24 protein-coding genes are annotated in these 23,448 nt (G+C 71.5%); 13 read left to right on the top strand and 11 right to left on the bottom strand.

The features are described 5' to 3' along the window. The first annotated feature begins 114 nt into the window (after positions 1–114). Complete coding sequence (locus tag ABD361_RS02360; RefSeq protein WP_344432933.1) at positions 115–1,062, top strand: pirin family protein; 948 nt, start codon at positions 115–117, stop codon at positions 1,060–1,062. A gap of 76 nt (positions 1,063–1,138) precedes the next feature. Beyond that, positions 1,139–2,161, top strand: coding sequence for a DUF2278 family protein (locus tag ABD361_RS02355; protein WP_344432932.1), 1,023 nt, complete (start codon positions 1,139–1,141; stop codon positions 2,159–2,161). Between the two features lie 29 nt (positions 2,162–2,190). On the opposite strand, the gene ABD361_RS02350 is transcribed toward ABD361_RS02355, so the two are convergent. Next, positions 2,191–4,347: an ATP-binding SpoIIE family protein phosphatase gene (locus tag ABD361_RS02350; protein WP_344432931.1), complete on the bottom strand. Its 2,157-nt coding sequence runs from the start codon at positions 4,345–4,347 to the stop codon at positions 2,191–2,193. A gap of 117 nt (positions 4,348–4,464) precedes the next feature. On the opposite strand from ABD361_RS02350, the gene aspS reads away from it, so the two are divergent. Continuing rightward, entirely contained in the window at positions 4,465–6,252 is a 1,788-nt protein-coding gene (gene aspS / locus ABD361_RS02345) for an aspartate--tRNA ligase (RefSeq protein WP_344432929.1), read from the top strand. Between the two features lie 64 nt (positions 6,253–6,316). Here the strand turns inward: aspS and ABD361_RS02340 are convergent, their stop codons facing one another. Next, positions 6,317–6,703, bottom strand: coding sequence for a DNA-binding response regulator (locus ABD361_RS02340; RefSeq protein WP_344432928.1), 387 nt, complete (start codon positions 6,701–6,703; stop codon positions 6,317–6,319). Positions 6,704–6,838: 135 nt separating this feature from the next. Then, positions 6,839–8,566: a methionine--tRNA ligase gene (gene metG, locus ABD361_RS02335; RefSeq protein ID WP_344432927.1), complete on the bottom strand. Its 1,728-nt coding sequence runs from the start codon at positions 8,564–8,566 to the stop codon at positions 6,839–6,841. A gap of 192 nt (positions 8,567–8,758) precedes the next feature. Between metG and ABD361_RS02330 the strand changes: the two genes are divergently transcribed. Then, a complete protein-coding gene (locus tag ABD361_RS02330; RefSeq protein ID WP_344432926.1) occupies positions 8,759–9,205 on the top strand; it encodes a hypothetical protein in 447 nt (148 codons plus the stop codon). Between the two features lie 16 nt (positions 9,206–9,221). On the opposite strand, the gene ABD361_RS02325 is transcribed toward ABD361_RS02330, so the two are convergent. The 3 genes from ABD361_RS02325 to ABD361_RS02315 all read right to left on the bottom strand — a co-directional run bounded on the left by ABD361_RS02325 (position 9,222) and on the right by ABD361_RS02315 (position 12,781). Continuing rightward, positions 9,222–10,043 (bottom strand): class I SAM-dependent methyltransferase, encoded by an 822-nt coding sequence (locus tag ABD361_RS02325; protein ID WP_344432925.1) that lies wholly within the window; start codon positions 10,041–10,043, stop codon positions 9,222–9,224. A gap of 80 nt (positions 10,044–10,123) precedes the next feature. Further along, positions 10,124–11,176, bottom strand: a complete 1,053-nt coding sequence (locus ABD361_RS02320; RefSeq protein ID WP_344432924.1) for a VWA domain-containing protein — start codon at positions 11,174–11,176, stop codon at positions 10,124–10,126. Positions 11,177–11,407: 231 nt separating this feature from the next. Next, positions 11,408–12,781, bottom strand: coding sequence for a carotenoid oxygenase family protein (locus ABD361_RS02315; RefSeq protein ID WP_344432923.1), 1,374 nt, complete (start codon positions 12,779–12,781; stop codon positions 11,408–11,410). 220 nt (positions 12,782–13,001) lie between these two features. Between ABD361_RS02315 and ABD361_RS02310 the strand changes: the two genes are divergently transcribed. Next, entirely contained in the window at positions 13,002–14,315 is a 1,314-nt protein-coding gene (locus tag ABD361_RS02310; RefSeq protein ID WP_344432922.1) for an alpha/beta hydrolase, read from the top strand. A 36-nt stretch (positions 14,316–14,351) separates the two neighbouring features. Here the strand turns inward: ABD361_RS02310 and ABD361_RS02305 are convergent, their stop codons facing one another. Together ABD361_RS02305 and ABD361_RS02300 are read right to left on the bottom strand one after the other, a co-directional pair. Next, positions 14,352–15,419, bottom strand: a complete 1,068-nt coding sequence (locus tag ABD361_RS02305) for an alpha/beta hydrolase (protein WP_344432921.1) — start codon at positions 15,417–15,419, stop codon at positions 14,352–14,354. A gap of 106 nt (positions 15,420–15,525) precedes the next feature. After that, positions 15,526–16,473: a ScbA/BarX family gamma-butyrolactone biosynthesis protein gene (locus ABD361_RS02300; protein ID WP_344432920.1), complete on the bottom strand. Its 948-nt coding sequence runs from the start codon at positions 16,471–16,473 to the stop codon at positions 15,526–15,528. A gap of 237 nt (positions 16,474–16,710) precedes the next feature. Here ABD361_RS02300 and ABD361_RS02295 point away from each other — a divergent pair, with 237 nt between their 5' ends. The 3 genes from ABD361_RS02295 to ABD361_RS02285 all read left to right on the top strand — a co-directional run bounded on the left by ABD361_RS02295 (position 16,711) and on the right by ABD361_RS02285 (position 19,192). Next, positions 16,711–17,430 (top strand): HAD family hydrolase, encoded by a 720-nt coding sequence (locus ABD361_RS02295; RefSeq protein WP_425583122.1) that lies wholly within the window; start codon positions 16,711–16,713, stop codon positions 17,428–17,430. 77 nt (positions 17,431–17,507) lie between these two features. After that, positions 17,508–18,260 carry an SDR family NAD(P)-dependent oxidoreductase gene (locus tag ABD361_RS02290; protein WP_344432919.1) on the top strand — a complete coding sequence of 251 codons (753 nt, stop codon included), beginning with the start codon at positions 17,508–17,510 and terminating at the stop codon, positions 18,258–18,260. A 239-nt stretch (positions 18,261–18,499) separates the two neighbouring features. After that, positions 18,500–19,192, top strand: coding sequence for a ScbR family autoregulator-binding transcription factor (locus ABD361_RS02285; protein ID WP_344432918.1), 693 nt, complete (start codon positions 18,500–18,502; stop codon positions 19,190–19,192). Between the two features lie 224 nt (positions 19,193–19,416). Here ABD361_RS02285 and ABD361_RS02280 read toward each other — a convergent pair whose 3' ends face one another. Next, positions 19,417–20,019 carry a TetR/AcrR family transcriptional regulator gene (locus ABD361_RS02280; protein ID WP_344432917.1) on the bottom strand — a complete coding sequence of 201 codons (603 nt, stop codon included), beginning with the start codon at positions 20,017–20,019 and terminating at the stop codon, positions 19,417–19,419. Between the two features lie 277 nt (positions 20,020–20,296). Here ABD361_RS02280 and ABD361_RS02275 point away from each other — a divergent pair, with 277 nt between their 5' ends. The 3 genes from ABD361_RS02275 (at position 20,297) to ABD361_RS02265 (ending at position 21,749) form a co-directional block, all read left to right on the top strand. After that, entirely contained in the window at positions 20,297–20,575 is a 279-nt protein-coding gene (locus ABD361_RS02275; RefSeq protein ID WP_344432916.1) for a hypothetical protein, read from the top strand. A gap of 138 nt (positions 20,576–20,713) precedes the next feature. Continuing rightward, positions 20,714–21,124 (top strand): rodlin, encoded by a 411-nt coding sequence (locus ABD361_RS02270; RefSeq protein WP_344432915.1) that lies wholly within the window; start codon positions 20,714–20,716, stop codon positions 21,122–21,124. Between the two features lie 169 nt (positions 21,125–21,293). Beyond that, positions 21,294–21,749 (top strand): rodlin, encoded by a 456-nt coding sequence (locus ABD361_RS02265; protein WP_344432914.1) that lies wholly within the window; start codon positions 21,294–21,296, stop codon positions 21,747–21,749. Positions 21,750–21,841: 92 nt separating this feature from the next. On the opposite strand, the gene ABD361_RS02260 is transcribed toward ABD361_RS02265, so the two are convergent. Both ABD361_RS02260 and ABD361_RS02255 read right to left on the bottom strand, forming a co-directional pair. Continuing rightward, on the bottom strand, positions 21,842–22,105 hold the full coding sequence (locus ABD361_RS02260; protein ID WP_344432913.1) for a hypothetical protein: 264 nt from the start codon (positions 22,103–22,105) through the stop codon (positions 21,842–21,844). Between the two features lie 131 nt (positions 22,106–22,236). Next, complete coding sequence (locus tag ABD361_RS02255; RefSeq protein WP_344432912.1) at positions 22,237–22,647, bottom strand: helix-turn-helix domain-containing protein; 411 nt, start codon at positions 22,645–22,647, stop codon at positions 22,237–22,239. Positions 22,648–22,883: 236 nt separating this feature from the next. Between ABD361_RS02255 and ABD361_RS02250 the strand changes: the two genes are divergently transcribed. Both ABD361_RS02250 and ABD361_RS02245 read left to right on the top strand, forming a co-directional pair. After that, positions 22,884–23,099 (top strand): hypothetical protein, encoded by a 216-nt coding sequence (locus tag ABD361_RS02250; protein ID WP_344432911.1) that lies wholly within the window; start codon positions 22,884–22,886, stop codon positions 23,097–23,099. 77 nt (positions 23,100–23,176) lie between these two features. Continuing rightward, on the top strand, positions 23,177–23,395 hold the full coding sequence (locus tag ABD361_RS02245) for a hypothetical protein (RefSeq protein ID WP_344432910.1): 219 nt from the start codon (positions 23,177–23,179) through the stop codon (positions 23,393–23,395). The last annotated feature ends 53 nt before the right edge of the window (positions 23,396–23,448 follow it).

The following is a 23,448-nucleotide window of genomic DNA, read 5'->3' as shown; positions in this document are numbered from 1 at the left end:
CAAGTGTGCCTCCTTCCGGGGGAACCCGCCGGACGGAGGACGGGGCAGGAATGTGTCGCCCTTGCCTGTTGTTAAGGATTCAACTAAATTGGGGGTACGACCGAGGAGGCCACCATGCCCGCAGTCACCGCAACCAACCCGCTGGCCCTGCCGCGCGTCACCGCGCCCGCCGGCGGCGCCCCGCGTCCCGTGGTGCACGTCGCCACCGCGCCCAGCGGCTTCGAGGGCGAGGGCTTCCCCGTCCGCCGCGCCTTCGCGGGGATCCCGTACCGCCACCTCGACCCGTTCATCATGATGGATCAGATGGGCGAGGTGGACTACGCGGCCGGCGAGCCCAAGGGCACCCCCTGGCACCCGCACCGCGGCTTCGAGACCGTCACCTACATCATCGACGGCACCTTCATCCACCGGGACTCCCACGGCGGCGGTGGCGTGATCACCGACGGCGACACCCAGTGGATGACCGCCGGCTCCGGCCTGCTGCACATCGAGACCCCGCCCGAGGACCTGGTGATCAGCGGCGGGCTGTTCCACGGCCTCCAGCTGTGGGTCAACCTGCCGGCCGCCGACAAGATGATCGCGCCGAAGTACCAGGACATCCGCGGCGGCAGCGTCAGGCTGCTCGCCTCCGAGGACGGCGGCGCGCTCGTCCGCCTGATCGCGGGCGACGTCGCGGGCCACGCGGGCCCGGGCGCGACGCACACGCCGATCACGATGATCCACGCGTCCCTGAGCCCCGGCGCGCAGCTGACGCTGCCCTGGCGCCCCGACTTCAACGCGCTCGCCTACGGCCTGGCCGGCCACGGCTCGGCCGGCACCGAGGGCCGCCCGTTCCGGATGGGGCAGGCGGTCGTCTTCGGCGAGGGCGACACCCTCGTCGTCCGCGCCGACGCCGCCCAGGAGACCCGCACGGAGAACTTCGAGGTGGTCCTGCTCGGCGGCCTGCCGATCCGCGAGCCGATGATGCACTACGGGCCGTTCGTGATGAACACCCACGCCGAGCTGGCCCAGGCCTTCGAGGACTTCCAGGCCGGACGGCTGGGCACGATCCCGGCGGCCTGAGCCGAGTGGTGCCGTGCCCCTGCCGGGGGCACGGTGGAAAGGGGGCATGTTCGCGCCAGGAACGGAGGTTCCGGCCATGACGATCCACCCCTACGGCGTGCTGGCGGCCCGGGCCACCGGCGGCCATCCCGAGCGCACCGGGGACACGCCGCACTACCAGATCTCCCTCGTCGACAGCACCGGCGCCCACTACCGGGCCCCGGTGAACGTCCGCTCCAAGGAGCCCCCGTCCGAGGTGCTGTACCTGGCGGACGACGATTTCCGCCACCCGGTGACGGGGCTCCTGCCGGCGGCCGGCAGCGGCTTCAAGCCGCTCGACTCGCACGCCGGCACGGGCGCCCTCGACTACGTCCGTGCCAACCTGTTCGACCCGTCCCACATGCGGCCGCTGCCGCCGGACCTCCCCGGCGTCGACAACGACCTCTCCGACTTCCTCGACCACTACGTGCAGCGCGCCGTGGCCGACCAGACGATCGCCGTCTACGTCTTCGGCGAGCGCTTCCCCAGGCCCGGTCCGGCCCACGGCCTGCGGAAGCTGTTCGCCCGCCGCCACGGGGCCGGGCAGGGCGTCCACGACGTCCACATGAACCAGGGCAACCTCGCCCCGGACTTCGTCCCGGACGACGGCGTGTGGCAGGACGGCGGACTGCTCTTCCACGTCCCGGCCGAGAACCGCTGGGTGGGCGTCTTCCTCGCCTTCCAGTCGCAGGCCTGGCACACCGACGACACCACCGGGCACGCCCTTCCGGCGCCGCACCGCGTCCGTGCGCGGGAGGTGCCGCTGCGCATCGTCGGGGCCCGCTTCGCCGCGGCCGGTCCGGGGCCCGACGGCGAGTCCGTCACGCTGCTGAACGCCTCGCCGCAGACCCTCGACCTGGGCGGCTGGCGGCTCACCGACGGCCGGGGACACCTCCTGCCGCTGCCCGTCCGCGCCCTCGCGCCCGGCGGCACCGTCGCCGTGCCGGCCGGGGACGGGTTCCGCCTCGGCCGGGACGGGGGAGCGGTCAGCCTGCTCGACCCGGCGGGGCTCAAGGTGCACGGCGTCGCGTACACCGGTGAGCAGGCCCGGCAGGAGGGCTGGACGACCACCTTCGCCTGACGCTCCGGAAACGCAGTGCTACGTCAGTGCTACGTCACCGCCTCGAACCGGGCCTCCGCCGCGGCCGCGGCCTCGTACAGCTCGAACCAGATGCTCTTGCCCGCGCCCTGGGGGTCCACGCCCCACGCGCCGGCCAGGAGTTCGAGCAGGACCAGGCCGCGGCCGGAGGAGGCCATCTCGCCGGGGTGGCGGCGGTGGGGGAGTTCGTCGCTGGCGTCGGCGACGCTCACGCGCAGGCAGCGGGTGCCGGGGGCGCCGGTCATCTCGGCGATCAGCAGGGCGTCGCCGTCGGTGTGCACGAGCACGTTGGTGATGAGTTCGGAGACCATCAGCACCGCCGAGTCGCGCTGCTCCTCGTCCGGCCAGTCGTACAGCAGTTCGCGCACCTGGTGGCGGGCCTCGGCGATGCGCTCCGGCTCGGCCTGGGCGATGGACATGACCGTGCGCCGGGGCGGGCGCGGCACGGCGCCCGCGCCCTCGGGCACGTCGCGGCGCAGGAGCAGCAGGGCGATGTCGTCCTCGCGGCGGTCGATGAGCGGGCCGGTGGTGTAGTGCGAGGGCGGGCCGTGGACGGCCTGGACGAGGTCGTCGGCGAGCTGCTCGAGGTCCTCGGCGCCGTCGCGGCCGGTGCCGTGGTCCTCGATGATCTGCCGCAGCCGCATCCAGCCGGTCTCCAGGTCGTGGCCGCCGGTCTCGATGAGCCCGTCGGTGCACACCAGCATGGTCTCGCCGGGCTCCAGCACGATCCGTGTCGTGGGGTAGTCGGTGTCCGGCACGATGCCCAGCGGCAGTCCGCCGGCCGTGGGGCGTACGAGCAGGGTGCCGTCGCTGAGCCGGATCGCCGGATCGGGGTGGCCGGCCCGGGCGATGACGAGCAGTCCGCTGCTGGGGTAGACCTCGATGTACAGGCAGGTGGCGAAGCGCGGGTCCGCGGCGGTGTCCTCGTCGGCGCCGTTGATGCCGGCCAGGAAGCGCGAGGCGCGCGAGAGCACGGCGTCCGCGTGGTGGCCCTCGGAGGCGTAGGCGCGCAGGGCGATGCGCAGCTGGCCCATGAGCCCTGCCGCCCGGACGTCGTGGCCCTGGACGTCGCCGATGACGAGGGCGAGCCGGCCGCCCGTGGAGGCGCCGTCCTCGGAGGCGCCGCCGGGCAGCGGGATCATGTCGTACCAGTCGCCGCCGACCTCCAGCCCGCCGCCGGTGGGCACGTAGCGGGCGGCCACCGTCATGCCGGGGATGTCGGGCTGGACGGTGGGCATCATCGTGCGCTGCAGGCCCACGGTGAGCTCGCGCTCGGACTCGTGCACGCTGGCGCGCCCGAGCGCCTGGGCGAGCATCCGGGCGACGGTGGCGAGCACCGAGCGCTCGTCGGGGGTGAAGGAGACCGGGACGGAGAAGCCGGCCATCCAGGCGCCGATGGTCCGCCCGGCGTTGATCATCGGCAGGAACGCCCAGGACCGGCGGCCGAAGCGCTCGACCAGCGGGTAGATCTCGGGGAAGCGGCGCCGGTAGTCCTCGGGCGAGGGCAGGTAGACGGCCCGGCCGGTGCGGATGACCTCGGCGGCCGGGGCGCCGGCCCCCATGGGCTGGTCCATGAAGGCGTCCATGTCCCCGGGGGCGTAGCCGTGCTGCCCGATGAGCTTCACCCGGCCGGCCTCGCCGACGAAGACGGCCAGGCCCGAGGGTTCGAAGCCCGGCATCGACAGGGTGGCCGCGACCCGCAGCACCTCGGAGGTGGACCGGGCCTCGGCCAGCGCGCGGCCGGCGTCCAGCAGGAACGCTTCGCGGTTGCGCCGCCAGTCGCCGGTGACGGTGCTGCGGGCGGCGGAGGTGCCGGGCTGGGGTGCGGGTACCTCTTCGATGGTGCCGACGAGGCGGCTCGCGGGCCCGACGCCGTACGGCCGGGTGCGGCTGCGCACGGTCCGCAGCACCCGGCCCGCCTCGTCCACGACCCGCAGCCGGGCCTCGGCGAGGGTGCCCTCGGCGGCCGCGAGGCTGATGATGCCCTGGACCTCCACCCAGTCCACGGCGTGGAAGCGGGCGCGGACGCCGGACTCGGTCAGCTCCACCCGGGTGGGCGGCAGGCCCATGAGCCGGGCGCCTTCGGCGTCGAAGGTGACGGTGCGCGAGGCGGTGTCCCAGTACCACAGGCCGGTCTGGACGGCGGCCAGTACGTCCTCAGTGCGCATTGCCCCACTTTAGGCAGGTATGGCCGTAGCGGACCACTGATGGTATGCGAGGGGCAGTACCCTTGCCTGGTGCTGTATGCGCACACTCCACGCCTTCGACCACGACTTGGATGAACGATGCATCGTTACCGGTCCCACACCTGCGGCGAGCTCCGTGCGGCCGACGTCGGCACCGACGTGCGGCTCAGTGGCTGGCTGCACAATCGGCGCGACCTGGGCGGCATCCTCTTCATCGATCTGCGTGACCACTACGGCCTGGTCCAGCTGGTGGCGCGCCCCGGCACCCCGGCCAACGAGGCGCTCGGCCACCTGACCAAGGAGACCGTCGTGCGCATCGACGGCAAGGTCGTCAGCCGCGGCGCCGACAACGTCAACCCCGACCTGCCCACCGGCGAGATCGAGATCGAGGTCGCCGAGGTGGAGGTGCTCGGCGCCGCCGAGCAGATCCCCTTCACCATCAACGCCGAGGACGGGGTGAACGAGGAGCGCCGTCTGGAGTACCGCTTCCTCGACCTGCGCCGCGAGCGCATGCACCGCAACATCATGCTGCGCACCGCCGTCATCCGCGCCATGCGCGAGAAGATGACCGCGCTCGGCTTCAACGAGCTGGCCACCCCGATCCTGTCGGCCACCTCCCCCGAGGGCGCGCGCGACTTCCTGGTGCCCTCGCGCCTGCACGCCGGCCGCTTCTACGCCCTGCCGCAGGCCCCGCAGCAGTTCAAGCAGCTGCTGATGATCGCCGGCTTCGACCGCTACTTCCAGATCGCCCCTTGCTTCCGCGACGAGGACGCCCGCGCCGACCGTTCGCCGGGCGAGTTCTACCAGCTCGACGTGGAGATGTCCTTCGTCGAGCAGGAGGACGTCTTCCAGGTGATCGAGAAGGTCATGACCGAGCTCTTCGAGGAGTTCGGCGGCGGCCGCCACGTCACCTCCCCCTTCCCGCGGATCCCCTTCCGCGAGGCGATGCTCAAGTACGGCTCCGACAAGCCGGACCTGCGCGCCAAGCTGGAGCTGGCCGACGTCTCCGACGTCTTCGCGGGCTCGGAGTTCAAGGCCTTCGCCGGCAAGCACGTGCGGGCCCTGCCGGTGCCGGCCGTCCAGGACCAGCCGCGCAAGTTCTTCGACGGCCTCGGCGACTTCGCGGTCGAGCAGGGCGCCAAGGGCCTGGCCTGGATCCGCGTCGGCGAGGGCGGTGCGCTGTCCGGCCCGATCGCCAAGTTCCTCACCGAGGACGACGTCAAGGCCCTCACCGAGCGCCTCGGCCTGGAGGCCGGCCACGCCGTGTTCTTCGGCGCGGGCGACTTCGACGAGGTCTCCAAGATCATGGGCGCGGTGCGCGTCGAGGCCGCCAAGCGGGCCGGCCAGTTCGAGGAGAACGTCTTCCGGTTCTGCTGGATCGTCGACTTCCCGATGTTCGAGAAGAACGAGGACACCGGGCAGATCGAGTTCTCGCACAACCCGTTCTCCATGCCGCAGGGTGGCCTCGAGGCCCTGCAGACCATGGACCCGCTGGACATCCTCGCCTGGCAGTACGACATCGTCTGCAACGGCGTGGAGCTGTCCTCCGGCGCCATCCGGAACCACGAGCCCGACGTCATGTACAAGGCGTTCGAGATCGCCGGCTACAGCAACGAGGACGTCGAGCGCGAGTTCGGCGGCATGCTGCGCGCCTTCAAGTTCGGCGCCCCGCCGCACGGCGGCATCGCCCCGGGCGTCGACCGCATCGTGATGCTGCTGGCGGACGAGCCCAACATCCGCGAGACCATCGCCTTCCCGCTCAACGGCAACGCCCAGGACCTGCTCATGGGCGCCCCCAGCGAGGTCGACGACGCCCGCCTGAAGGAGCTCCACCTGAGCATCTACAAGGGCGCGGCCAAGCCGACCCCGTACAAGCCGACGAAGTAGTCGCACAGCACGTGCACCGAAGGCCGGCCGGGCAGCAGCCCGGCCGGCCTTCGGCATGACGGCCTCACACCAGGGCCAGGGGCAGCGGGACTCTCGGGCAGCAGCCGGCCGCGTTGTGCACGGCGCGCGCCAGCCGGCCCGGGGTCAGCCGATCGCGCCACAGCACGGACTGCACGCCGTACTCCCCGACCGCCATCAGCTCCGCCGGCCCCAGGTCGTCGGCCACCACGAGCAGCGGGGCGCGGTTCGCGCGGACCATCGCCCGCAGCCGGGCCGGGGCGTCGGGGTCGTGCCGCGACAGCAGGAGGACGTCCACGGCCGCGATGCCGTCGTCCGCCTCGACGACGCCGATGCCCGCGAGGGCGCGCAGCTGCCGGACGACCCGGTACCGGCCCAGCTCGTCGCCGCCGTGGACGCTTACGGTGATGCCTTCGTCGAACACTGCGAACACTGCTCTTCCTCAATCACGCCGAAAGGACACCTTCAGCGTGCGGGGCGGCGCTCAACGAACGATTGCCGATGGATCAACGCATGCGCGAGGGCCCCGGAACCGCACGGTTCCGGGGCCCTCGCGCAGCGATGGGCTCTACGCCTCGTCGGCGGCGCCGAAGCGCTCGCGGTAGGACTCCAGGTCCTCCTCGGTGATCTTCGCGAAGAGCACCGGCGGCACGCTGAACGCGGTGCCCGCCGGGACGAACGTCAGCGACTTCGCCTCGTCCGCCGTCACCCACGTCGCGGTGGCGGCCGCCGAGTCCTCCGGCAGCGCGAACGCCGAGCGCATGGCCGCCGCCGAGGCGGGGATGAACGGCTCGGAGACCACCGCGTAGAGGTGGATGAGGTTCATCGCGGTGCGCAGGGTCAGCGCCGCGGCCTCGGGGTCGGTCTTGATCTCCAGCCAGGGGGCCTTGGTCTCCAGGTAGGAGTTGCCCGCGCTCCACAGGGCGCGCAGCGCCTGCGCGGCCTTGCGGAACTGCAGCTCCTCCATGTACCGCTCGTACTCGGCGAGCAGCTCGGCGACCTGGCGGCCCAGCTCGGCCTCGGCCTCGCCCTCCTCCAGGCCGGCCGGGACCGTCTCGCCGAAGCGCTTGCGCGAGAAGGACAGCACGCGGTTGACGAAGTTGCCGAGGGTGTCGGCGAGGTCCTTGTTGACCGTGCCGGCGAAGTGCTCCCAGGTGAAGGACGAGTCGTCCGACTCCGGGGCGTTCGCCATCAGGAAGTAGCGCCAGTAGTCGGCCGGCAGCAGCTCCAGTGCGGCGTCGGTGAAGATGCCGCGCTGCTGCGAGGTGGAGAACTTGCCGCCGTAGTACGTCAGCCAGTTGAAGGCCTTGACGTAGTCGACCTTCTTCCACGGCTCGCGGGTGCCCAGCTCCGTGGCCGGGAACATCACGGTGTGGAAGGGCACGTTGTCCTTGGCCATGAACTGCGTGTAGCGCACGTCGGCGGCCTCGTACCACCACGACTTCCAGTCGCGGTTCGCCGGGTCCTGGTCGGCCCACTCCTTCGTCGCGCCGATGTACTCCACGGGCGCGTCGAACCACACGTAGAAGACCTTGCCCTCGGCCGCCAGCTCCGGCCAGGTGTCCGCCGGGACCGGCACGCCCCAGTCGAGGTCACGGGTGATCGCCCGGTCGTTCAGGCCCTCCGTCAGCCACTTGCGGGCGATGGAGGAGGCCAGCACCGGCCAGTCCTTGCCGTGCTCGTCGATCCACGCCTCGACCTCGCCCTGCAGCTTCGACTGCAGCAGGAACAGGTGCTTGGTCTCGCGCACCTCCAGCTCGCTGCTGCCGCTGATCGCCGAGCGGGCGTCGATCAGGTCGGTCGGGTCCAGCACGCGGGTGCAGTTCTCGCACTGGTCGCCGCGCGCCTTGTCGTAGCCGCAGTGCGGGCAGGTGCCGACGATGTACCGGTCGGGCAGGAAGCGGCCGTCGGCCAGCGAGTACACCTGGCGGATCGCGCGCTCCTCGATGAACCCGTTCTTCTGCAGCTGACGCGCGAAGTGCTGGGTGATCTCGCGGTTCTCCGGCGAGGAGCTGCGGCCGAAGTAGTCGAACGAGATGTGGAAGCCGTCGTAGATCGCCTTCTGCACGTCGTGCTGCTGCCCGCAGAAGGTGTCCACCGGCAGCCCGGCGTCCTTCGCCGCCAGCTCGGCGGGGGTGCCGTGCTCGTCGGTCGCGCAGATGTACAGCGTCTCGCGGCCGGTCTGCCGCAGGAAGCGCGCGTAGACGTCCGCCGGAAGCATGGACCCCACCATGTTGCCCAGGTGCTTGATCCCGTTGATGTACGGAAGGGCGCTGGTGATGAGGTGTCGAGCCATTGCGGCTGCTCCCTGGTCGCAGTGTTTTTCAGGCGTACGTGCACCTTTAGCGTATCCGAGCACCGGAGCCCGGCCGCGCGGCATTTCCTACCGCCGGTAACGGAGAGTATTTGACGCGTTGCTGACAGGTACACTGAAAGCGTCCCATTCGGGGGGAGTCCCCCGGATACGCCTTTCGAGGAGTTGTCCCACGTGAAGCGCACCACCCTCCGAGCCGCCGGTGTCTCGGTCCTGACCGCCGTCGCCCTGGGCGCAGCCGCCCCCGCCGCTCTCGCTGCCGGTACGACCGGTACGCCGTCCGTCGAGGTCAGGAAGATCTTCACCGGCAACGGCATCGTCGCCTCCCTGGACGTCTCCTTCGACTACGTCTGCAACGCCGACACCGAGCGCCTGGACGTCACCCTGCTGTCCGCCCCGGCCGGCCGGAAGCCCGTCTTCCTGACGGCCACCAAGACCAAGGGCGACCTGCAGTGCGACGGCAAGAAGCACACCGGTCTCGCCGAGTGGCACGACCTGGTTGACGCGAACGTGCCCGCCCGCGCCACCCTGGAGCTCTACGGCAAGGGCAACCTGCTGCAGACGCCCCTGGTCGAGAAGACCATGAAGCCGGGCCCCGGCCGCCTGCCGTTCGGCGACTGACGCACGCGCGGCACCGTCAGAACGCGTAGCGCAACAGGCGCCACGCGTCGCGCAGACCGGGCGTGCGGGCCGTCACCCACAGGCCCAACCGCCCCGCCGGGGGCAGCCTTTCCGCCCCCGGCGCTTCGCAGAGGCGTACGACGTCGAGGCAGCGCAGCCCCTCGTGCCACGCCTGCGGCTCGCGGGGGTCGTCGACGGCCCAGTGCAGCGTCGCCCCCGCGCGCCGGACCGGCGGGATCAGCCCCTCCAGGCGGATGCCGAAGGTGGTGAAGGCGTCGAAGAACAGCTCCCCGCGGGGGAAGCGGGCGGTGAGATTGCGGATCAGGCGCTCGCCGTCCGCCTTGTGCAGGTACATCGACAGGCCCTCGAACACCACGGCCGTGGGCCGGTCGGCCGGTACCTGCCGAAGCCAGTCGCCGTCGGTGACGGAGGAGCCGATCAGGCGGTAGTCGCCGCCTGCGGGCGGTCGCAGCAGCCGCTCCCGCACCGCGGTGACCTCGGGGTAGTCGACGTCCACCCAGCACACGGCGGGGCCGGGGGCCACGCGCCGGACCCGGCCGTCCAGGCCGCAGGCCAGGTGCAGCACGGTCGCCGCCGGATGGCGGGAGAGGAAGGCGATGGTCCACTCGTCGAGGACCCGCGCCCGCAGGGCGATCACGGCGGCGCCGGTGCGGGTGACGCCGGTGCGGCGGAAGTCGTAGTCGATGAGGCGGACGGTGCGGGCGGCCTCGGCGTCGCCCAGCACCGGGTGCGCCGCGCGGCTGTCGAGGGCGCGACCGTAGAGGGTGGCGAGCATCGTCTCGGGGGCGCCGTGGAGGGCGACCTTCTCCCGTCTCACGCCTTCACGCTACCGCCGCGGGGCCGGACGGGCCCGGGAGCGCCCGTCCGGCGATCGAGGACATTCCCTGCGGGCGCTGCCTACCGCAGCACGCCCGCCGCGCGGGCCTCCTCCAGCCACCCGGGGAACTCCAGCAGCAGCTCGCGGTAGAGCTCCTCGTGCGGCAGCAGCCGCGGTTCGCGGCCCGCGTGGAAGAAGCCCGTGTTGTCGACCGCCCGCCGCTCCGGCACCGTCAGGTCGTCCAGCCGGCGCAGGAAGTCGAAGCCGCGCGCCTCCGGGTCGCCGAAGCCCACGAACTGCCAGAAGACCGGCAGGCCGGCCGCCTCGCACAGGGCCTTCTCGGCGGCCGCCCGGTTCGAGGGGGCGCCGTCGGTCTGGAAGACGACGAGGGCGGGGGCGGTGGTGCCCGAGGCGCGGTAGTGGTCGAGGACGGCCTCGACGGCCAGGTGGTAGTGGGTGCGGCCCATGTGCCCGTAGGAGGCGTGCAGCTCGGCGATGCGGTCGCGGTGGCTGTCCGCCGTCAGCTCGGCGGTGCCGTCGATGCCGGTGGAGAAGAAGACGACCGGCAGGGTGCCGCCGTCGGTGAGGTGACCGGCGAGGGCGAGGGTCTGTTCGGCGAGGTGCGCGACGGTGCCGTCCTTGTAGTAGGGCCGCATGGAGCCGGAGCGGTCGAGGACGAGGTAGACGGCGGTCCGCTGTCCGGTGAGGCCGGCGGCGGCCAGCGCCGCGCCGGCGGCCCCCGCGGGGGAGGGCTCGGGGGCCGGGCCGGGCGGGGGTTCGGGCACGGGGTGGGGGTCGGGCCGCGGCGCCGGCTCGGGTTCGGGCACCGGTTTGGGCCTGGGCATGGGGGTGGGCTGGGGTTCGGGCTCCGGGAGGGGCTCGGGCCGGGCGGGGCCGGGGGTGGGGATGGGGCCGAGGGGGCCGGGGTCGGGCACGGTGGGGGTGCCGACCCGGTCGGACTCCTCGGCGGTCGGCTGGGTGGGGACCGTGACGGCGCCGCCCGGCGCCTCCTCCTGCACCGCCGGCGCGCAGGCGCCGGGGCCCGTGCTCTGCTGGGGCAGGCTCGCCTCGTCCTGGTCGCCCCCTCTGGCCGCCCGGCCGAACGCGGTGCGCAGCAGACTCCGAATGCCCATGGGGAAGTTGCCCTTCGTCCTATTAGCTGTCCGTAATGCCCGTAAAAGACCGTTTGCTTGACGAATACGTAAGGCTAGTGGTCAAGCCCGGTCCAGGGCGTTCACTCGCGACACGCCGTCGCGCGTGTCGTGTCACGGACAGGGTCGCGGACAGGGTCACGGACAGGGTCAGGGACGCGGTCAGGGACGGGGTTCACGGACAGGGGTCACCGGTGGGAATCACGGGCGGGCTCACGGGCACGCATCCGGGATCCAGTTGCCGTGGAAGCCCACCGGCACCCGCACCGGCAGGTGCACCCGGGCCACCGGCCCGGCGGCGAGGTCGCGGGCGGCCAGGACGAGCAGGTCCGTGGCCCCGCGCTGCGGGTCGTGGGCGAAGGCCAGCACCCAGCCGTCGTCCTCGGCGGCGTCGTGGGCCGCCGGCACGAAGACGCCCTCGCCGACGTCCCCGCCCTCCGGGACGGTGAACTCCTCGCGCGTCCCGCGCTCCAGGTCGTACTTGACCAGCCCCGGCCCCCGGCCCGGCAGCGGCTGGCGCACCGCGTAGCCGAAGCGGTGGTGGGCGGTGAGCCGGCGGGGGTCGATGCGCGGGTACTCGGCGGGCAGGTCGTCCAGGCGCGTCCGGTGCACGGTGCCGCGGGCCGGCTCGACGGTCCAGCGCTCCAGGTGCGCGACGTGCTGCCCGGGTGCGGGCCGGCGCGGGTCGAAGGCGTCGAACCAGCGCTCGTAGCGCAGGAGGTGGACGACGAGCCGCCGCGTGCCCGGCGGCTCGTAGGCGTTCATCTGGTGCAGGACGAAGCAGGGTTCGAGCTCCAGCCAGCGCACCTCGCCCGCCCCGCCGTCGCGCGGCAGCACCCCGAGCCGGGCGGGCCGGTCCGGGTCCCACACCGGGTGGTGCGCGCCGGTGCGCCCGTTGCGGGCGAAGACCACCGGCAGGTCGTACAGCAGCACGTAGTGCTCGGTCAGCGAGAAGTCGTGCATCATCGGGCGCCCGTCGAGGGGGACGTCCACGTACCGCCGTACGCGGCCGTCGCTGCCGGCGACCACGTACTGCACGTACGGCCAGGCCGGGCAGTAGGCCACCGCGTGCAGTTCGCCCGAGCGCGGGTCGACGATGGTGTGCGCGGCCAGCCCGCCCGGCAGCGTGCCGTGGAAGTCGAACGGGCCGATGGTGTACAGCTCCGGGTCGAGTTCGTACGGCAGGGTGCCGCCCTCCACCAGGGCCAGGCAGTGCCCGGCGAAGTACTGCACGTGCGTGTTGGGCGCGAAGTCCATGCCCAGGTGGCGCGGCCCGTGCAGCAGCTTCTCGCCCAGCGCCCCGGCCACGGCGTCGGAGCGCACCCAGCGGTTGCGGTACCACTCGGCGCGCCCGTCGCGCAGCCGGACGCCGTGGATCATGCCGTCGCCGCTGAGCCAGTGGTGGCCGGCCGGGTCGTCGACGTGCACCGGGTTGGGGCCGTTGCGCAGGTAGCGGCCGCGCAGCGCGGCGGGCAGGCGGCCGGTGACGGGCAGGTCGACGGCGGTGGTCTCGTCGTGGACCGGCGCGTAGGGGCCGCTGAGGTAGGGATTGGCGCACGGTCCGGGGCGCGGGGCCGGGTACGTCATGCCCTCCACCATCCAGCGGAAGGGGGCGTTCGACCAGTGCCGTACGGCAGCGGAAGGCGGCGCGAACACCGGGACACGGGCAGGACAAGACCAGTGCAACAAATGGACGAAGGGCAACCCTCTCCGTACGAATCGGCTTCTTTATCGGTGAGTATGACCGGACCGGGACCGGGACACGAGGACGAGAGAGACCCAGCAGGGGGCAGGAAGTGGGAACCGCATGGGCCTGACCAGCAGGTCGCTTCTGTACACGGTGGTGTTCGCCGCCGTGTTGTGCGTGGGGCTCACCGTGTGGGTCTGGCCCCGGCTGGCCGGCCGGGGCGTGCGCCCGGTGCTCGGCCGGCTCGCGGCCATCGCCACGACCCAGCTGGCGGTCATGTCGGCGCTGGCGCTGGCCGTCAATTCCTGGGGCGGCTTCTTCGGCACCTGGAACCAGCTCCTCGGCCGCGTCGACAAGGCCCCGGTCAACGTCACCGAGATGGGCGGCAACGGCCCGTACGCCACCGTCACCGGGTCGAAGAACGGCCTGGTGCAGCCGGCGGGCCCGCAGGGCCTGGACAAGATAGGCGGAATTCCGCGGGGCCCGGCCGAGAAGGTGGGCAGCGTCCAGTCGGTCAACATCGTCGGGGAGCGCTCGCGGGCGATCAATCCGGCCTTCGTCTACCTCCCGCCGCAGTACTTCCAGAAGCAGTACGACCGCCAGCGCTTTCCGGTGATGGTCGTGATCAGCGGCTATCCCGGCGGGATCACGAATCTGGCGCAGCACCTGCAGGTGCCGCAGACGGCGGGCCGGCTGCTGGCCCAGAACAGGATGCAGCCGACCGTCATCGTCATGGTCCGCCCGACGATCGCGCCCCCGCGCGACACCGAGTGCGTGGACGTGCCCGACGGGCCGCAGGCGGAGACCTTCTTCACCAAGGACCTGCCCGACGCCCTGAAGAGCACCTACCGCGTCGGGCACGACCCCAGCGCCTGGGGCGTGCTCGGCTACTCCTCCGGCGGCACCTGCGCCCTGGAGCTCGCGATGCGTCAACCGGGCATCTACCCGGCCGCGGCCGCGCTGTCCGGCGACTACAAGGTCGGCAACGACCTGACCACCGGCAACCTCTTCGGCAGCGGCCCGCAGGCCAAGCGCAACCAGCAGGAGCACGACCTGATCTGGCGGCTGGAGAACCTGCCCGCGCCGCGCGTGTCGGTGCTGGTGACCAGCAGCAAGAAGGGCGAGAAGCAGTACGGCGAGACGGAGAAGTTCCTCAAGGCCGTCAAGCCGCCGATGTCCGCCTCCTCGATCATCCTGCCGGAGGGCAGCCACCATTTCACCACCTGGCGCCGGGAGATCGGCCCGGTGCTGGAGTGGATGAGCCGGCAGCTGACCTTCCCGCAGGACACCGCGGACAAGCCCAAGAGCGAGCAGGAGAAGCAGAAGGACGCCGAGCGCAAGGCGCAGGAGGACAAGGCGAAGGAGGCGCCCGCGGTGGAGCCCTCGCCGCAGCCGACGCCCACCGCCTCGCAGGACGAGGGCGACGAGGGCTGATCCCCCGTACGCGCATCCGGGCCCGGGGCGGGCCGGCTACTCCGGCCCGCCTCCCAGCTGCTCGGCCAGCCACGAGAACGCCGCGGGGTAGAGGTTGATCCACGTCCCGTAGTTGTGGCCCCCGGTCGGCAGCAGCATCGTCTTCAGCCGCACCGCGCTGTCCGCGGCCTCCCGCTGGAACTCCTCGATGTAGCGGGGCGGGCTGTCGCGGTCCTGCCGTGACGTCGCCAGGAACAGGGCCACGTCCGCGTCGCTGTGCCGCACCAGGTGCATCGGGCTGTTGCGGCGGCGCAGCTCCGGGTCGGCGATCGCGCCGCCCCCGCCGTCGAGCGGGTCGGGGTCCAGGGCGGCGCCCGCCCCGAAGACGTGGGGGTACTGCAACGGCAGCTTCGCCGCGCAGAAGCCGCCCGTGGAGATGCCCACCAGGCCCCACGACTCGGGGGCGGACTCGGTGCGGAAGTGCTTGCGCAGCAGCTCGGGGACGTCGGCGGCGAGCCAGGTGGCGACCTTGCGGCCGGGCACGTCGGAGCAGTCGGTGTCCACGCCGCCGGGGTTGATGATCGGCACGGCGAGGATGAACGGGCGGGTGGTGCCCTCCGTGAGCAGCCGCTCGTACGCCCCCGGCATCCGCCCCTGCTCCAGCCAGGACTGCGGCGAGCCGGGCACGCCGTGCAGCAGCACCACGACGGGGAAGGCGGTGTGGCGGTGGCCGGGCTCGGAGTACTGCGGGGGCGTCCAGACCATGACCTGGCCGGACAGCTGGGAGTGCGCACCGCGGAAGTACGTCTCGCGCATGCCGCCGTCGCCGCGCGTGAAGCGCGCCCGCTCGGCCGGCGGGCCGGGCATCGCGACGGGCCCGGACTCGCTCGTACGGCCCATCAGGTCGGCCCACGAGGCGTACAGGCCGTAGCTGGAGTTGATCCACACCGCGACCACGCAGATGGCCGTGGCCTGGCACAGCACGATCAGGGCGAGCCGGCCCGCCCAGCGCACGGGGCCGGGGCCGGGGATCCTCGTCCACAGCAGCAGCGCCGCCAGGACCGCCAGCAGGCAGGCGACGACGAGCAGGGCGAAGAACGCGGTGCCGGTCAGGCTCGGAATCATCCCGCGGATACGCTCCCCCGGCTCGGTGGACCGATGGCGCAACGACCCTAAGCGAGGACGGCGGCGGGCGGCGGGGAAAACGCGGCGGGTGACCCGGACGGGTCCGTCAAGCGGCCGCGCAGGGGTGCTCGCAGACGAGCGAGCAGGTGAAGACCAATGCGCCGTCCTGGTGACCGCTGATCCGCGTGAGGGTGCCGCCGGCGTCGGTCTCCTCCACAGGGTCGGCGGATATGTGGACGGGGCTGTCGAGCTCGGCGTAGCGGTGGAAGGAGCTTCTGAGCGAGACCGGCAGGACGACCGGCCAGGGGGCGAGGGCGGTGGCCGCCTGCCGGGCGGCCTCCAGCAGCACCATGCCGGGGATGTGGTCCACCGGATGGTCGAACAGGACGGGATGGCGGCCGTCGGCCCGCAGCAGCCAGGACCGCGAGGGCGCGCCCTCGTCCGGCGAGAGGACGACGTCGAAGGGGTAGGTGCGGCCCACCTGCTGCGGCACCACCGGCGCGGTCGTCACCGTCGGCGTGCCGGGCAGCCGGGGGCCGCGCAGCCGGCGGTAGACCTCGGGTGAGGTGCACGTGAACGAGGCGCTGCCGGTGGCGGCGACGTGTCCGTCGCGGCGTACGGTGACGTCGTAGCGCATGCCCCCGAAAACGCCGCCCCGCATGCGGATCCGCGAGCATTCGACGTCGAGTTCGAGTTCGGCGGGTGCCGGGCCGATGGTCATGTGATCGGGCCGGACCGTGCAGTCCAGGTGCCACATCAGGAACTGGTGTCCGAGCGGCACGTCGAATTCGGCGTGGGCGAGGAGGGATCCGATCTGCCGCACGGTCTCGGCGACCATCATCGGGTCGTGCAGCGTGCCCTCGACGGGCGTGAAAAAGCTGTGCCCGCGCGGCCATTGGGCCCACACCGTGAACCGGTCCCGCCCCGCCTTCCGCCACCCGGTCAGCAACACCTCGGCCACGGCGGCCCGGTGGACGTACTCGCGGGGGACGGTCGTCGTCAGCCGGGGCAGCGAGGGCGCGAGGGATGTCGGGGCGGAGGTGGTCTGGGACATGGTTCCCCCTCGGATCGGTCGGTGCAGCGGGGCAGGCGACCGCGGATGGTCAAGGCGGGTGCGCCGGACGGGTGCTTTTAGAGTGTTACCGTTCCCCGGTCAACGCCCTTCGGGGGGTCAAGATACAAGGCTGTTGACGACCACTCAGCCCAGATGTGATTCAGCTCTCTGCGGGGGGAACGCCCGCATCGCGCGGGCGCGTTTTCCGGGGCCTTCACCCGACAATGGAGGTCGATAGTGGTCGAACAGCTGAGCCGGTTACGCCTGGCCGCCGTCAATATCGACGGCGTCCTTCTCAACGACACGTTCAGCCCGGTGATCCACCGGTTCGTGACCGCCCGGGGCGGCCGGTACACCGCGGAGGTCGAGCGGGAGGTCTTCTCCCAGCCCCGGCACATCGCCGCGCGGGCCCTGGCCGAGGCCGCGGGGGTCGACTGGCCGCCCGAGAAGGTGCTGGAGGTCTACTTCGCCGAGCGCGCCGCCCACCTCGTGCACGACCCGGTGCGGCTCCTGGACGGCGCGGTCGAACTCGTCGGCCGATTACGGTCGCTGGGCCTGCGCACCGTCTGCTACGGAGGCCTGGACGCCTCCCACTTCGCCCGCCACCTCGGCGAGCACGCCCACCTCTTCGACAGCCCCGGCTACGTGTGCACCAACGACTTCCGTCCCGGGGTGCGGGAGATCGCAGAAACCTTCGGACTGCGCCCCGGCGAGACGCTCTTCCTCGACGACGTGGCCCGCGTCGCGGAGGCCGCCCGCGACCTGGGGGCCGCCTTCGTGGGACACCCCTCCGCCTTCCCCCACGGATTCCAGCGCGCCGCCATGCGCGAGGCGGGCGTACGGCATGTGGTGGACTCCTTGCGCGTCGTCGACGAGGCGCTGGTGCGCACGGTCGACGCGGAGGCGTCGGCGGGCACGTTGTGGGCCCCCGGCCCGGAAATGCGAAACGACGGGTGAAGGAAAGCGAGGGAATTCACGGCATGGCCACCGACCACGGGATAACGCAGGGAATGGCGCAGGGAATAGCGCAGGGAATGCTGCACGGGAAAATCACGCTCATCACGGGCGCCAGCAGCGGCATAGGTGCCGCTGCCGCACGGGTGTTCGCACGGGAGGGTGCCACGGTGGTGCTGGCCGCCCGGCGCGAGGACCGTTTGCGCGAACTGGTGGACGAATTGCGGGAAAAGGGCGCCGAGGCCGCCCACGTCGTCACCGACGTCACCCGGCGCACCGACACGGCGCGCGCCGTCGCGTACGCGGTGGAGCGGTACGGCCGGCTGGACGCGGCGTTCAACAACGCGGGCTGGGGCGAGGGCCGCTCGCCGCTGCACCTGATGGACGACGCCACCTACGAGCGCATCATGGACGTCAACGCGCGCGGCGTGTGGAACTGCCTGCGCGACGAGATCACCGCCATGCTCGTCTCCGGCGGTGGCTCGATCGTCAACACCAGTAGTGTGGGCGGCCTGTTGGCAACGCCGGTCGCCGCCCCGTACGTGGCGGCCAAGCACGCGGTCATCGGCCTGACGAAGGCGGCGGCCGCCGAGTACGCGGCGTCCGGCATCCGGGTGAACGCGCTCGCCCCGGGAACCACGCGCAGCGAAGTGGTCGTGGAGTGGTTCGCGCAACAGCCCGGTATCGAGGAGGCGTTGCACGCCGCCACGCCGCAGGCGCGCACGGCGGAGCCGGAGGAGGTCGCCGAGGCCGCCGCCTGGCTGCTCAGCGACCGGGCGTCGTTCGTCACCGGGGCGACGGTGCCGGTGGACGGCGGGCTGACGATGGTCTGATCGCGCGGATACCGTCCCGGTCCTTGCGGGGGAGGCTCGTTGGCCACTGCAAGCATCGGGACGGTGCCCTCCAGCGCAATTCACAGAGTGAATTGCGCCAGATTGCCAAGCCGCTCTTGATACGATACGTACTCGCCGGTTTGATTTTCGAGGGGCGGCAGCGGCGTGACGGCCGGTTGCGTGCCGCCCCTCGCCGCCCGGGATGCGGCGGAGATATCTCATCGATCCGGAGGCAGACCGTGGCAAAGCAGGACCGCGCGATCAGGACTCGCCAGTCCATTCTCGAAGCGGCCGCGGTGGTGTTCGACGAGCGGGGCTACGACGCCGCCACGATCACTGAGATCCTCGCGCGGGCCGAGGTCACCAAGGGGGCGCTGTATTTCCACTTCGCCTCCAAGGAGGAACTGGCGCTCGCGGTGATCGACGCCCAGATGGCCACCGACCTGCCCGCCGGCGAGCCGGGCCGGACCTCCAAGATGCAGGAGCTGGTGGACATGGGCATGATCTTCGCCCACCGGCTGCTGGTGGACCCGCTCCTCCGCGGCAGCGTGCGGCTGACCCTCGAACACGGCTCGACCAACCTCAACCGCAGCAGCCCGTTCAACGGTTGGACGGAACTGCACACGCGCGTCCTGGAGGAGGGCAAGGAGCGCGGGGAGGTGCTCCCGCACGTCGTGCCGGCCGACACCGCCGAGCTCATCGTCGGCGCCTACGCGGGCATCAACACCATGTCGCAGGCGATCAACAAGCGCGCCGACCTGGAGCGTCGCGCCACCGTGCTGTACGAGCACGTGATGCCCAGCGTCGCCGTGCCCTCCGTGCTGGCCCGCCTCGACATGGCCCCCGGCCGCGGGGCCAGGGCGCTGGCGGAGGCGGAGCGGCGGCGGGCCGCGGCGCAGGTCCCCGAGGTGACCCCCGCGGGCGTGGCCTGAGCCCGGGCCGCTGCCTGCAGCTTCCTTGACGGAATTAACCGTTCCGTAAGCGGAGGGTGAATTCTCCCCGCCGGAGGGACCGCTTGGCGATCAAGAAACCGACTCTCCGGTATGCAAGCGGGGTTGCAGGGGGCGCGAGGGCCTGTACGGGCGTCCCGGCGGCCCCCCGGCGCACGGGCGCGCAGGCCGGGGCCCGCGGCGTCCCCGCGAGCGGGCCCGCCGGGTCAGCCCACGGCGTCCAGGGCGGCCGCGGTCTCCTCGCGGATGGCCGAGTCGAGGATCTCCAGGCCGACGCGCAGCACGGCCGCCCGCTTCTCCTCCTTCTCGCCCGGCAGTCCGTCCAGGTCGAGTGCCCCGAAGTGCACCGCCGCCATTGCGCTGGAGCAGCGCACCCGGCCCTCCAGCGAGCCCGCGCCGGCCTGCAGCAGCGCGCCGACGGCCGCCAGGCGCTCCCGCAGCGCCGCGCCGATGTTCAGCTCGCGCAGCGTGGCCTGGTTCTCCTGCAGGATCCGGTAGATGGGGGCCGCGTCGCGCAGCGCCTCGCTGTAGCGGCGCAGCAGCTCGCGCTTGATCTCCGGGGTGGGAGGCTGCTCCCGGCCCCAGGCGACGAGCTCGTCGACCGGCCGGCCGAGCTCGTCGGAGAGCGCGGTGAGGATGTCCTCCTTGGTCTTGAAGTGGTAGTAGAGCGCGGCCTTGGTGACCCCGAGCTCCTCGGCGATCTCCCGCAGCGAGGTCTTCTCGTAGCCGCGTGAGACGAAGAGGTCGAGGGCCGTCCTCTGGATGCGTTCGCGCGTGCCGCTCCTGCGCGCCTTCGGGGTGCTCCCCATGGGCTCACTCTCCTGCTGTCCGTCGTGAACCAGCCACCCCGGGTGAGCCTACTTGACGCCCGGCTAGTGGGTGGCCGCCCCTGCCACGAGGGCTAACCCGGCCCGGCGGGCCCGGGGTAACGGCCGCGGCCGTACGTCCACGGTATCTAGCCGGTCGGCAGGCCAGGCAAAACCATACTTGACGCCCGGCAAGGAGCCTCATACGCTTCCCGCTGAGCTGACTAGCCTGGCGGCAGGTACGTAAATACGACTGACCGAGGGGATGGTGTGCGTCGACATGGCACGAAACGCTGCTGCCGCGATCGACTCCTACGCCACGTACGACGACTACGCGACGGCCGACCGCACGGCGTGCCGGCGCGCTGCGGAGGAGCCCATGCCCGCGGTCTTCGAGGGGCTGAGCGTCCCGGTGCGCACGGCCGCCTCCCTGCTGGGGCTCTCGCCGTGGACCGTGGCGCACCTGATCGACCGCGGCGAACTGCGCAGTGAGCGCGGCGGACAATACCGTTACGTGACGCTCTCCAGCATCTTTTCCTATCGGCGGCTGACCCGCTGATGCCTCTTGCCTTTCGGTGACAACGCCCCTACTGGCGCGAATGAGTGAAACTCTGGAACCTCCGGAACCTCGGGAATGGACCGGAGTTATTCAGAACGCTTTCTCAGTGGGGGCGCTACTCGATCGAAAGGCATAGACGTGCTCAAGAAGGTACTCGCCACGGCCGCCGTCACGGCTACGGCAGTCGGCGCCATGGCCACTCCTGCGATGGCCATCGACGACGACCAGGATGTCGCGAACGCCAATGGCGCGAAGACCGGTTACGGCAACACCGTCACCGGTGGCAAGGAAAGCCCGCAGATGAGCCTCATCCAGGGCACGCTGAACAAGCCCTGCATCGCCATCGGCAAGATCGGCCTCCAGTCCCTCATCGCGCTGCTCAACATCGGCATCCAGGACGTGCCGATCCTCACGTCGCAGCAGCAGCAGCAGTGCACGGACAACTCCACGATCAACGACGGCGACGACCCGCTGTCGCACATCCTGGACGAGATTCCGATCCTCTCGGGCAACGGGTCGGGCAACTCCGAGCACGATCACGGTCACTGAGCCGGCCGGAGCGCCATTCGGTGAAATCCCCCTGCGGCGGGTGTGCGGGACCCGCGGCGGGGGGATTTCCCCTGTTGGGCCGAAAGCATGACTGCGGATAACCTCCGCCGGACCTCCCGGGTTAGGCAGGTAGTTCATGCAATTCGTCGACCGGAGCTGAGGAAATCTCGTGATCAAGAAGTTTGTGGCCACGGCCGTGGTGGCGGTTTCCGCAGTCGGCGGAGCCGCAGCTCCCGCGCTGGCCTACGGCGGCACGCCCGCGCCCGGCTACGGCAGCGGTGACGGCCGTAACGTCTGGAACGCCAACGGCGCCACGCAGATGTACGGGAACACCTATACCAGTGGCTATATGAGTCCGCAGATGGGCCTGATCAACGGTTCGTTCAACAAGCCGTGCATCGCCATCGGCAAGCTCGGCGCGCAGTCGATCCTCGGCCTGATCAACGTCGGCCTGCAGGACATCCCGATCCTGTCCTCGCAGCAGCAGCAGATGTGCACCGAGAACTCCACGATCAACGACGGCGACGACCCGCTGTCGCACATCCTGGACGACATCCCGATCCTGTCCGGCAACGGCTCGGGCAACGGCGAGGACGACCACCGCCACGGGCACCACCGGCACTGAACGGCGCCGCTCAACCCGCCCACGGAACCGCCCCCTTGTTCGGCATGGGGGCGGTTCCGCCTTTCCGCGTACGGCAGTTGTGCGCCGGCGGATCAGCTTTCGTAAATGGTCAGAACGGCGCCGTCCACCTCCACCCGGCGCCGGCCGAGCGGTTCGCCGCGGCGCAGCGCGCACAGACACGCGCGGAACATGGTCATCTCCTCGCCGGTCAGCACCGCGGCTGCCAGGTCGAGGAGTTCGGCAACGCTCCGGTCGGTGAGCACTTCGGGCAGTTCTCCGGAGAGCAGCACCACGGATTCCCCGGAGCGGCCCCGGACGACGGCGTTGGAGGTCGATCCTCCACTGACAACGAGCACGCATTCCCCCTGGCTTCGGGCAGATCGAGACGATAGCGGGGAAGGGGGGTGCGGCTCGGCCGGACGCGAATATTCGCTGGATTCAACCGTTCCGGGAACCGGGTGCCGGGCGGGCGGCGTCCGGTTACGGCTCAGCTCTCGCCGCGGGGCTCGTTCCCGGCGTCCTTGGGCCCGCGTTCGAGCAGGGATTCGACCAGGGCGGCCACGTGCCGCCGGTCGTCGGAGCTGAGCCGCTGGACACTGGCGATCAGCAGGTCGACCTCGGGGTCCGGCGGGGTGTCCGGGGTCTTGTCCTCGTCGGCCGGGTAGAGGTGGATGCCGCAGGTCTCGGCGGCGGCGCGGCGCACGGTGTCCAGCGGGAGGTCGAGCCCGCGGGAGAGCCCTTCGAGGGTGGCCGGCTGCGGCATGCGCACCAGGCGTTCGGCGGTGGCCAGGTGGTGCACGGTCGAGCGGGGGATGCCGCCCCTGCGGGCCACGTCCCCGTACGACCACCCCTGACGGTCCAGGCGCTGTCTGATGATCTGCTGCAGTGCGTTCGCCACGGACTGGTCGCTTCCTGCTCAGGTCGGATCGGGCCTCGGGTGAACCGATTCTACGGGGGGCGTCCAGAGGTCCTTTCGCCGGAAGCGCTTGCGCGGCGTCCGACGACGCCGCTAGTGTCCAATCTCGTTGGACAGCTCGTCCGACCGCATCGGACGCGAGGCCGGGGGGAACCTGCCTGCGTCCGGGCGCCACCGCACGGTTCATCGACGAACCGTCGTCCCGGAGGGGGACCAGCATGCTCGACATGCACGAGCTCGACGCCGAATCGGCCGAACTGCTGCCGGGCCGCGAGGCCCTGGGGAAGCTGAAGTTCAGCTTCACGCGCACCACCACCGTCACCAAGCACGTGGCCGACGTCCACGCCCACAACACGTCGACCGCGCTGAACGTCTGCTCGCCGGACGCCGTGGCCCAGTCGGCCGCCACGCAGACGATCGCCATCCAGCAGTAACGGCGATCCCCAGCAGGAGCAGCAAGTCCCCGCAGTAGTAACGCCATCCAGCTGTAGTAGCGAAGGAGAGCATCACCATGAGCATGAACGCGCACGAGCTCGACGCCGAGTCCGCGGAGCTGCTGCCGGGCCGCGAGGCCCTGGGCAAGCTGAAGTTCAGCTTCACCCGCACCACCAACATCACCAAGCACGTGGCGAACGTCCACGCCCACAACGAGTCCCTCGCGGCCAACGACAACTCGCCCTGGGCGGTGGCGCAGTCCGAGGCCGCCCAGTCGATCTCCATCAAGCAGTAGCCGGCCGTCCGGTCCGGCCGCGCACCGGGGGGTAGCGGCCGGACCGGCCGAGG

The sequence above is a fragment of the Streptomyces luteosporeus genome, from assembly GCF_039532865.1.
Taxonomy (GTDB): Bacteria; Actinomycetota; Actinomycetes; order Streptomycetales; family Streptomycetaceae; genus Streptomyces; species Streptomyces luteosporeus.
The sequence above is the reverse complement of the archived record's forward strand: the minus strand, read 5'-3'. Positions and strand labels throughout refer to the sequence as shown.

Bases quoted from the DNA above. Each gene is read 5' to 3' on its own strand.
- ABD361_RS02360 (WP_344432933.1), top strand. From the start codon at position 115: ATGCCCGCAGTCACCGCAACCAACCCGCTGGCCCTGCCGCGCGTCACC.
- ABD361_RS02355 (WP_344432932.1), top strand. From the start codon at position 1,139: ATGACGATCCACCCCTACGGCGTGCTGGCGGCCCGGGCCACCGGCGGC.
- ABD361_RS02350 (WP_344432931.1), bottom strand. From the start codon at position 4,347: ATGCGCACTGAGGACGTACTGGCCGCCGTCCAGACCGGCCTGTGGTAC.
- aspS (WP_344432929.1), top strand. From the start codon at position 4,465: ATGCATCGTTACCGGTCCCACACCTGCGGCGAGCTCCGTGCGGCCGAC.
- metG (WP_344432927.1), bottom strand. From the start codon at position 8,566: ATGGCTCGACACCTCATCACCAGCGCCCTTCCGTACATCAACGGGATC.
- ABD361_RS02320 (WP_344432924.1), bottom strand. From the start codon at position 11,176: ATGGGCATTCGGAGTCTGCTGCGCACCGCGTTCGGCCGGGCGGCCAGA.
- ABD361_RS02315 (WP_344432923.1), bottom strand. From the start codon at position 12,781: ATGACGTACCCGGCCCCGCGCCCCGGACCGTGCGCCAATCCCTACCTC.
- ABD361_RS02310 (WP_344432922.1), top strand. From the start codon at position 13,002: ATGGGCCTGACCAGCAGGTCGCTTCTGTACACGGTGGTGTTCGCCGCC.
- ABD361_RS02305 (WP_344432921.1), bottom strand. From the start codon at position 15,419: ATGATTCCGAGCCTGACCGGCACCGCGTTCTTCGCCCTGCTCGTCGTC.
- ABD361_RS02300 (WP_344432920.1), bottom strand. From the start codon at position 16,473: ATGTCCCAGACCACCTCCGCCCCGACATCCCTCGCGCCCTCGCTGCCC.
- ABD361_RS02290 (WP_344432919.1), top strand. From the start codon at position 17,508: ATGCTGCACGGGAAAATCACGCTCATCACGGGCGCCAGCAGCGGCATA.
- ABD361_RS02280 (WP_344432917.1), bottom strand. From the start codon at position 20,019: ATGGGGAGCACCCCGAAGGCGCGCAGGAGCGGCACGCGCGAACGCATC.
- ABD361_RS02275 (WP_344432916.1), top strand. From the start codon at position 20,297: ATGGCACGAAACGCTGCTGCCGCGATCGACTCCTACGCCACGTACGAC.
- ABD361_RS02250 (WP_344432911.1), top strand. From the start codon at position 22,884: ATGCTCGACATGCACGAGCTCGACGCCGAATCGGCCGAACTGCTGCCG.
- ABD361_RS02245 (WP_344432910.1), top strand. From the start codon at position 23,177: ATGAGCATGAACGCGCACGAGCTCGACGCCGAGTCCGCGGAGCTGCTG.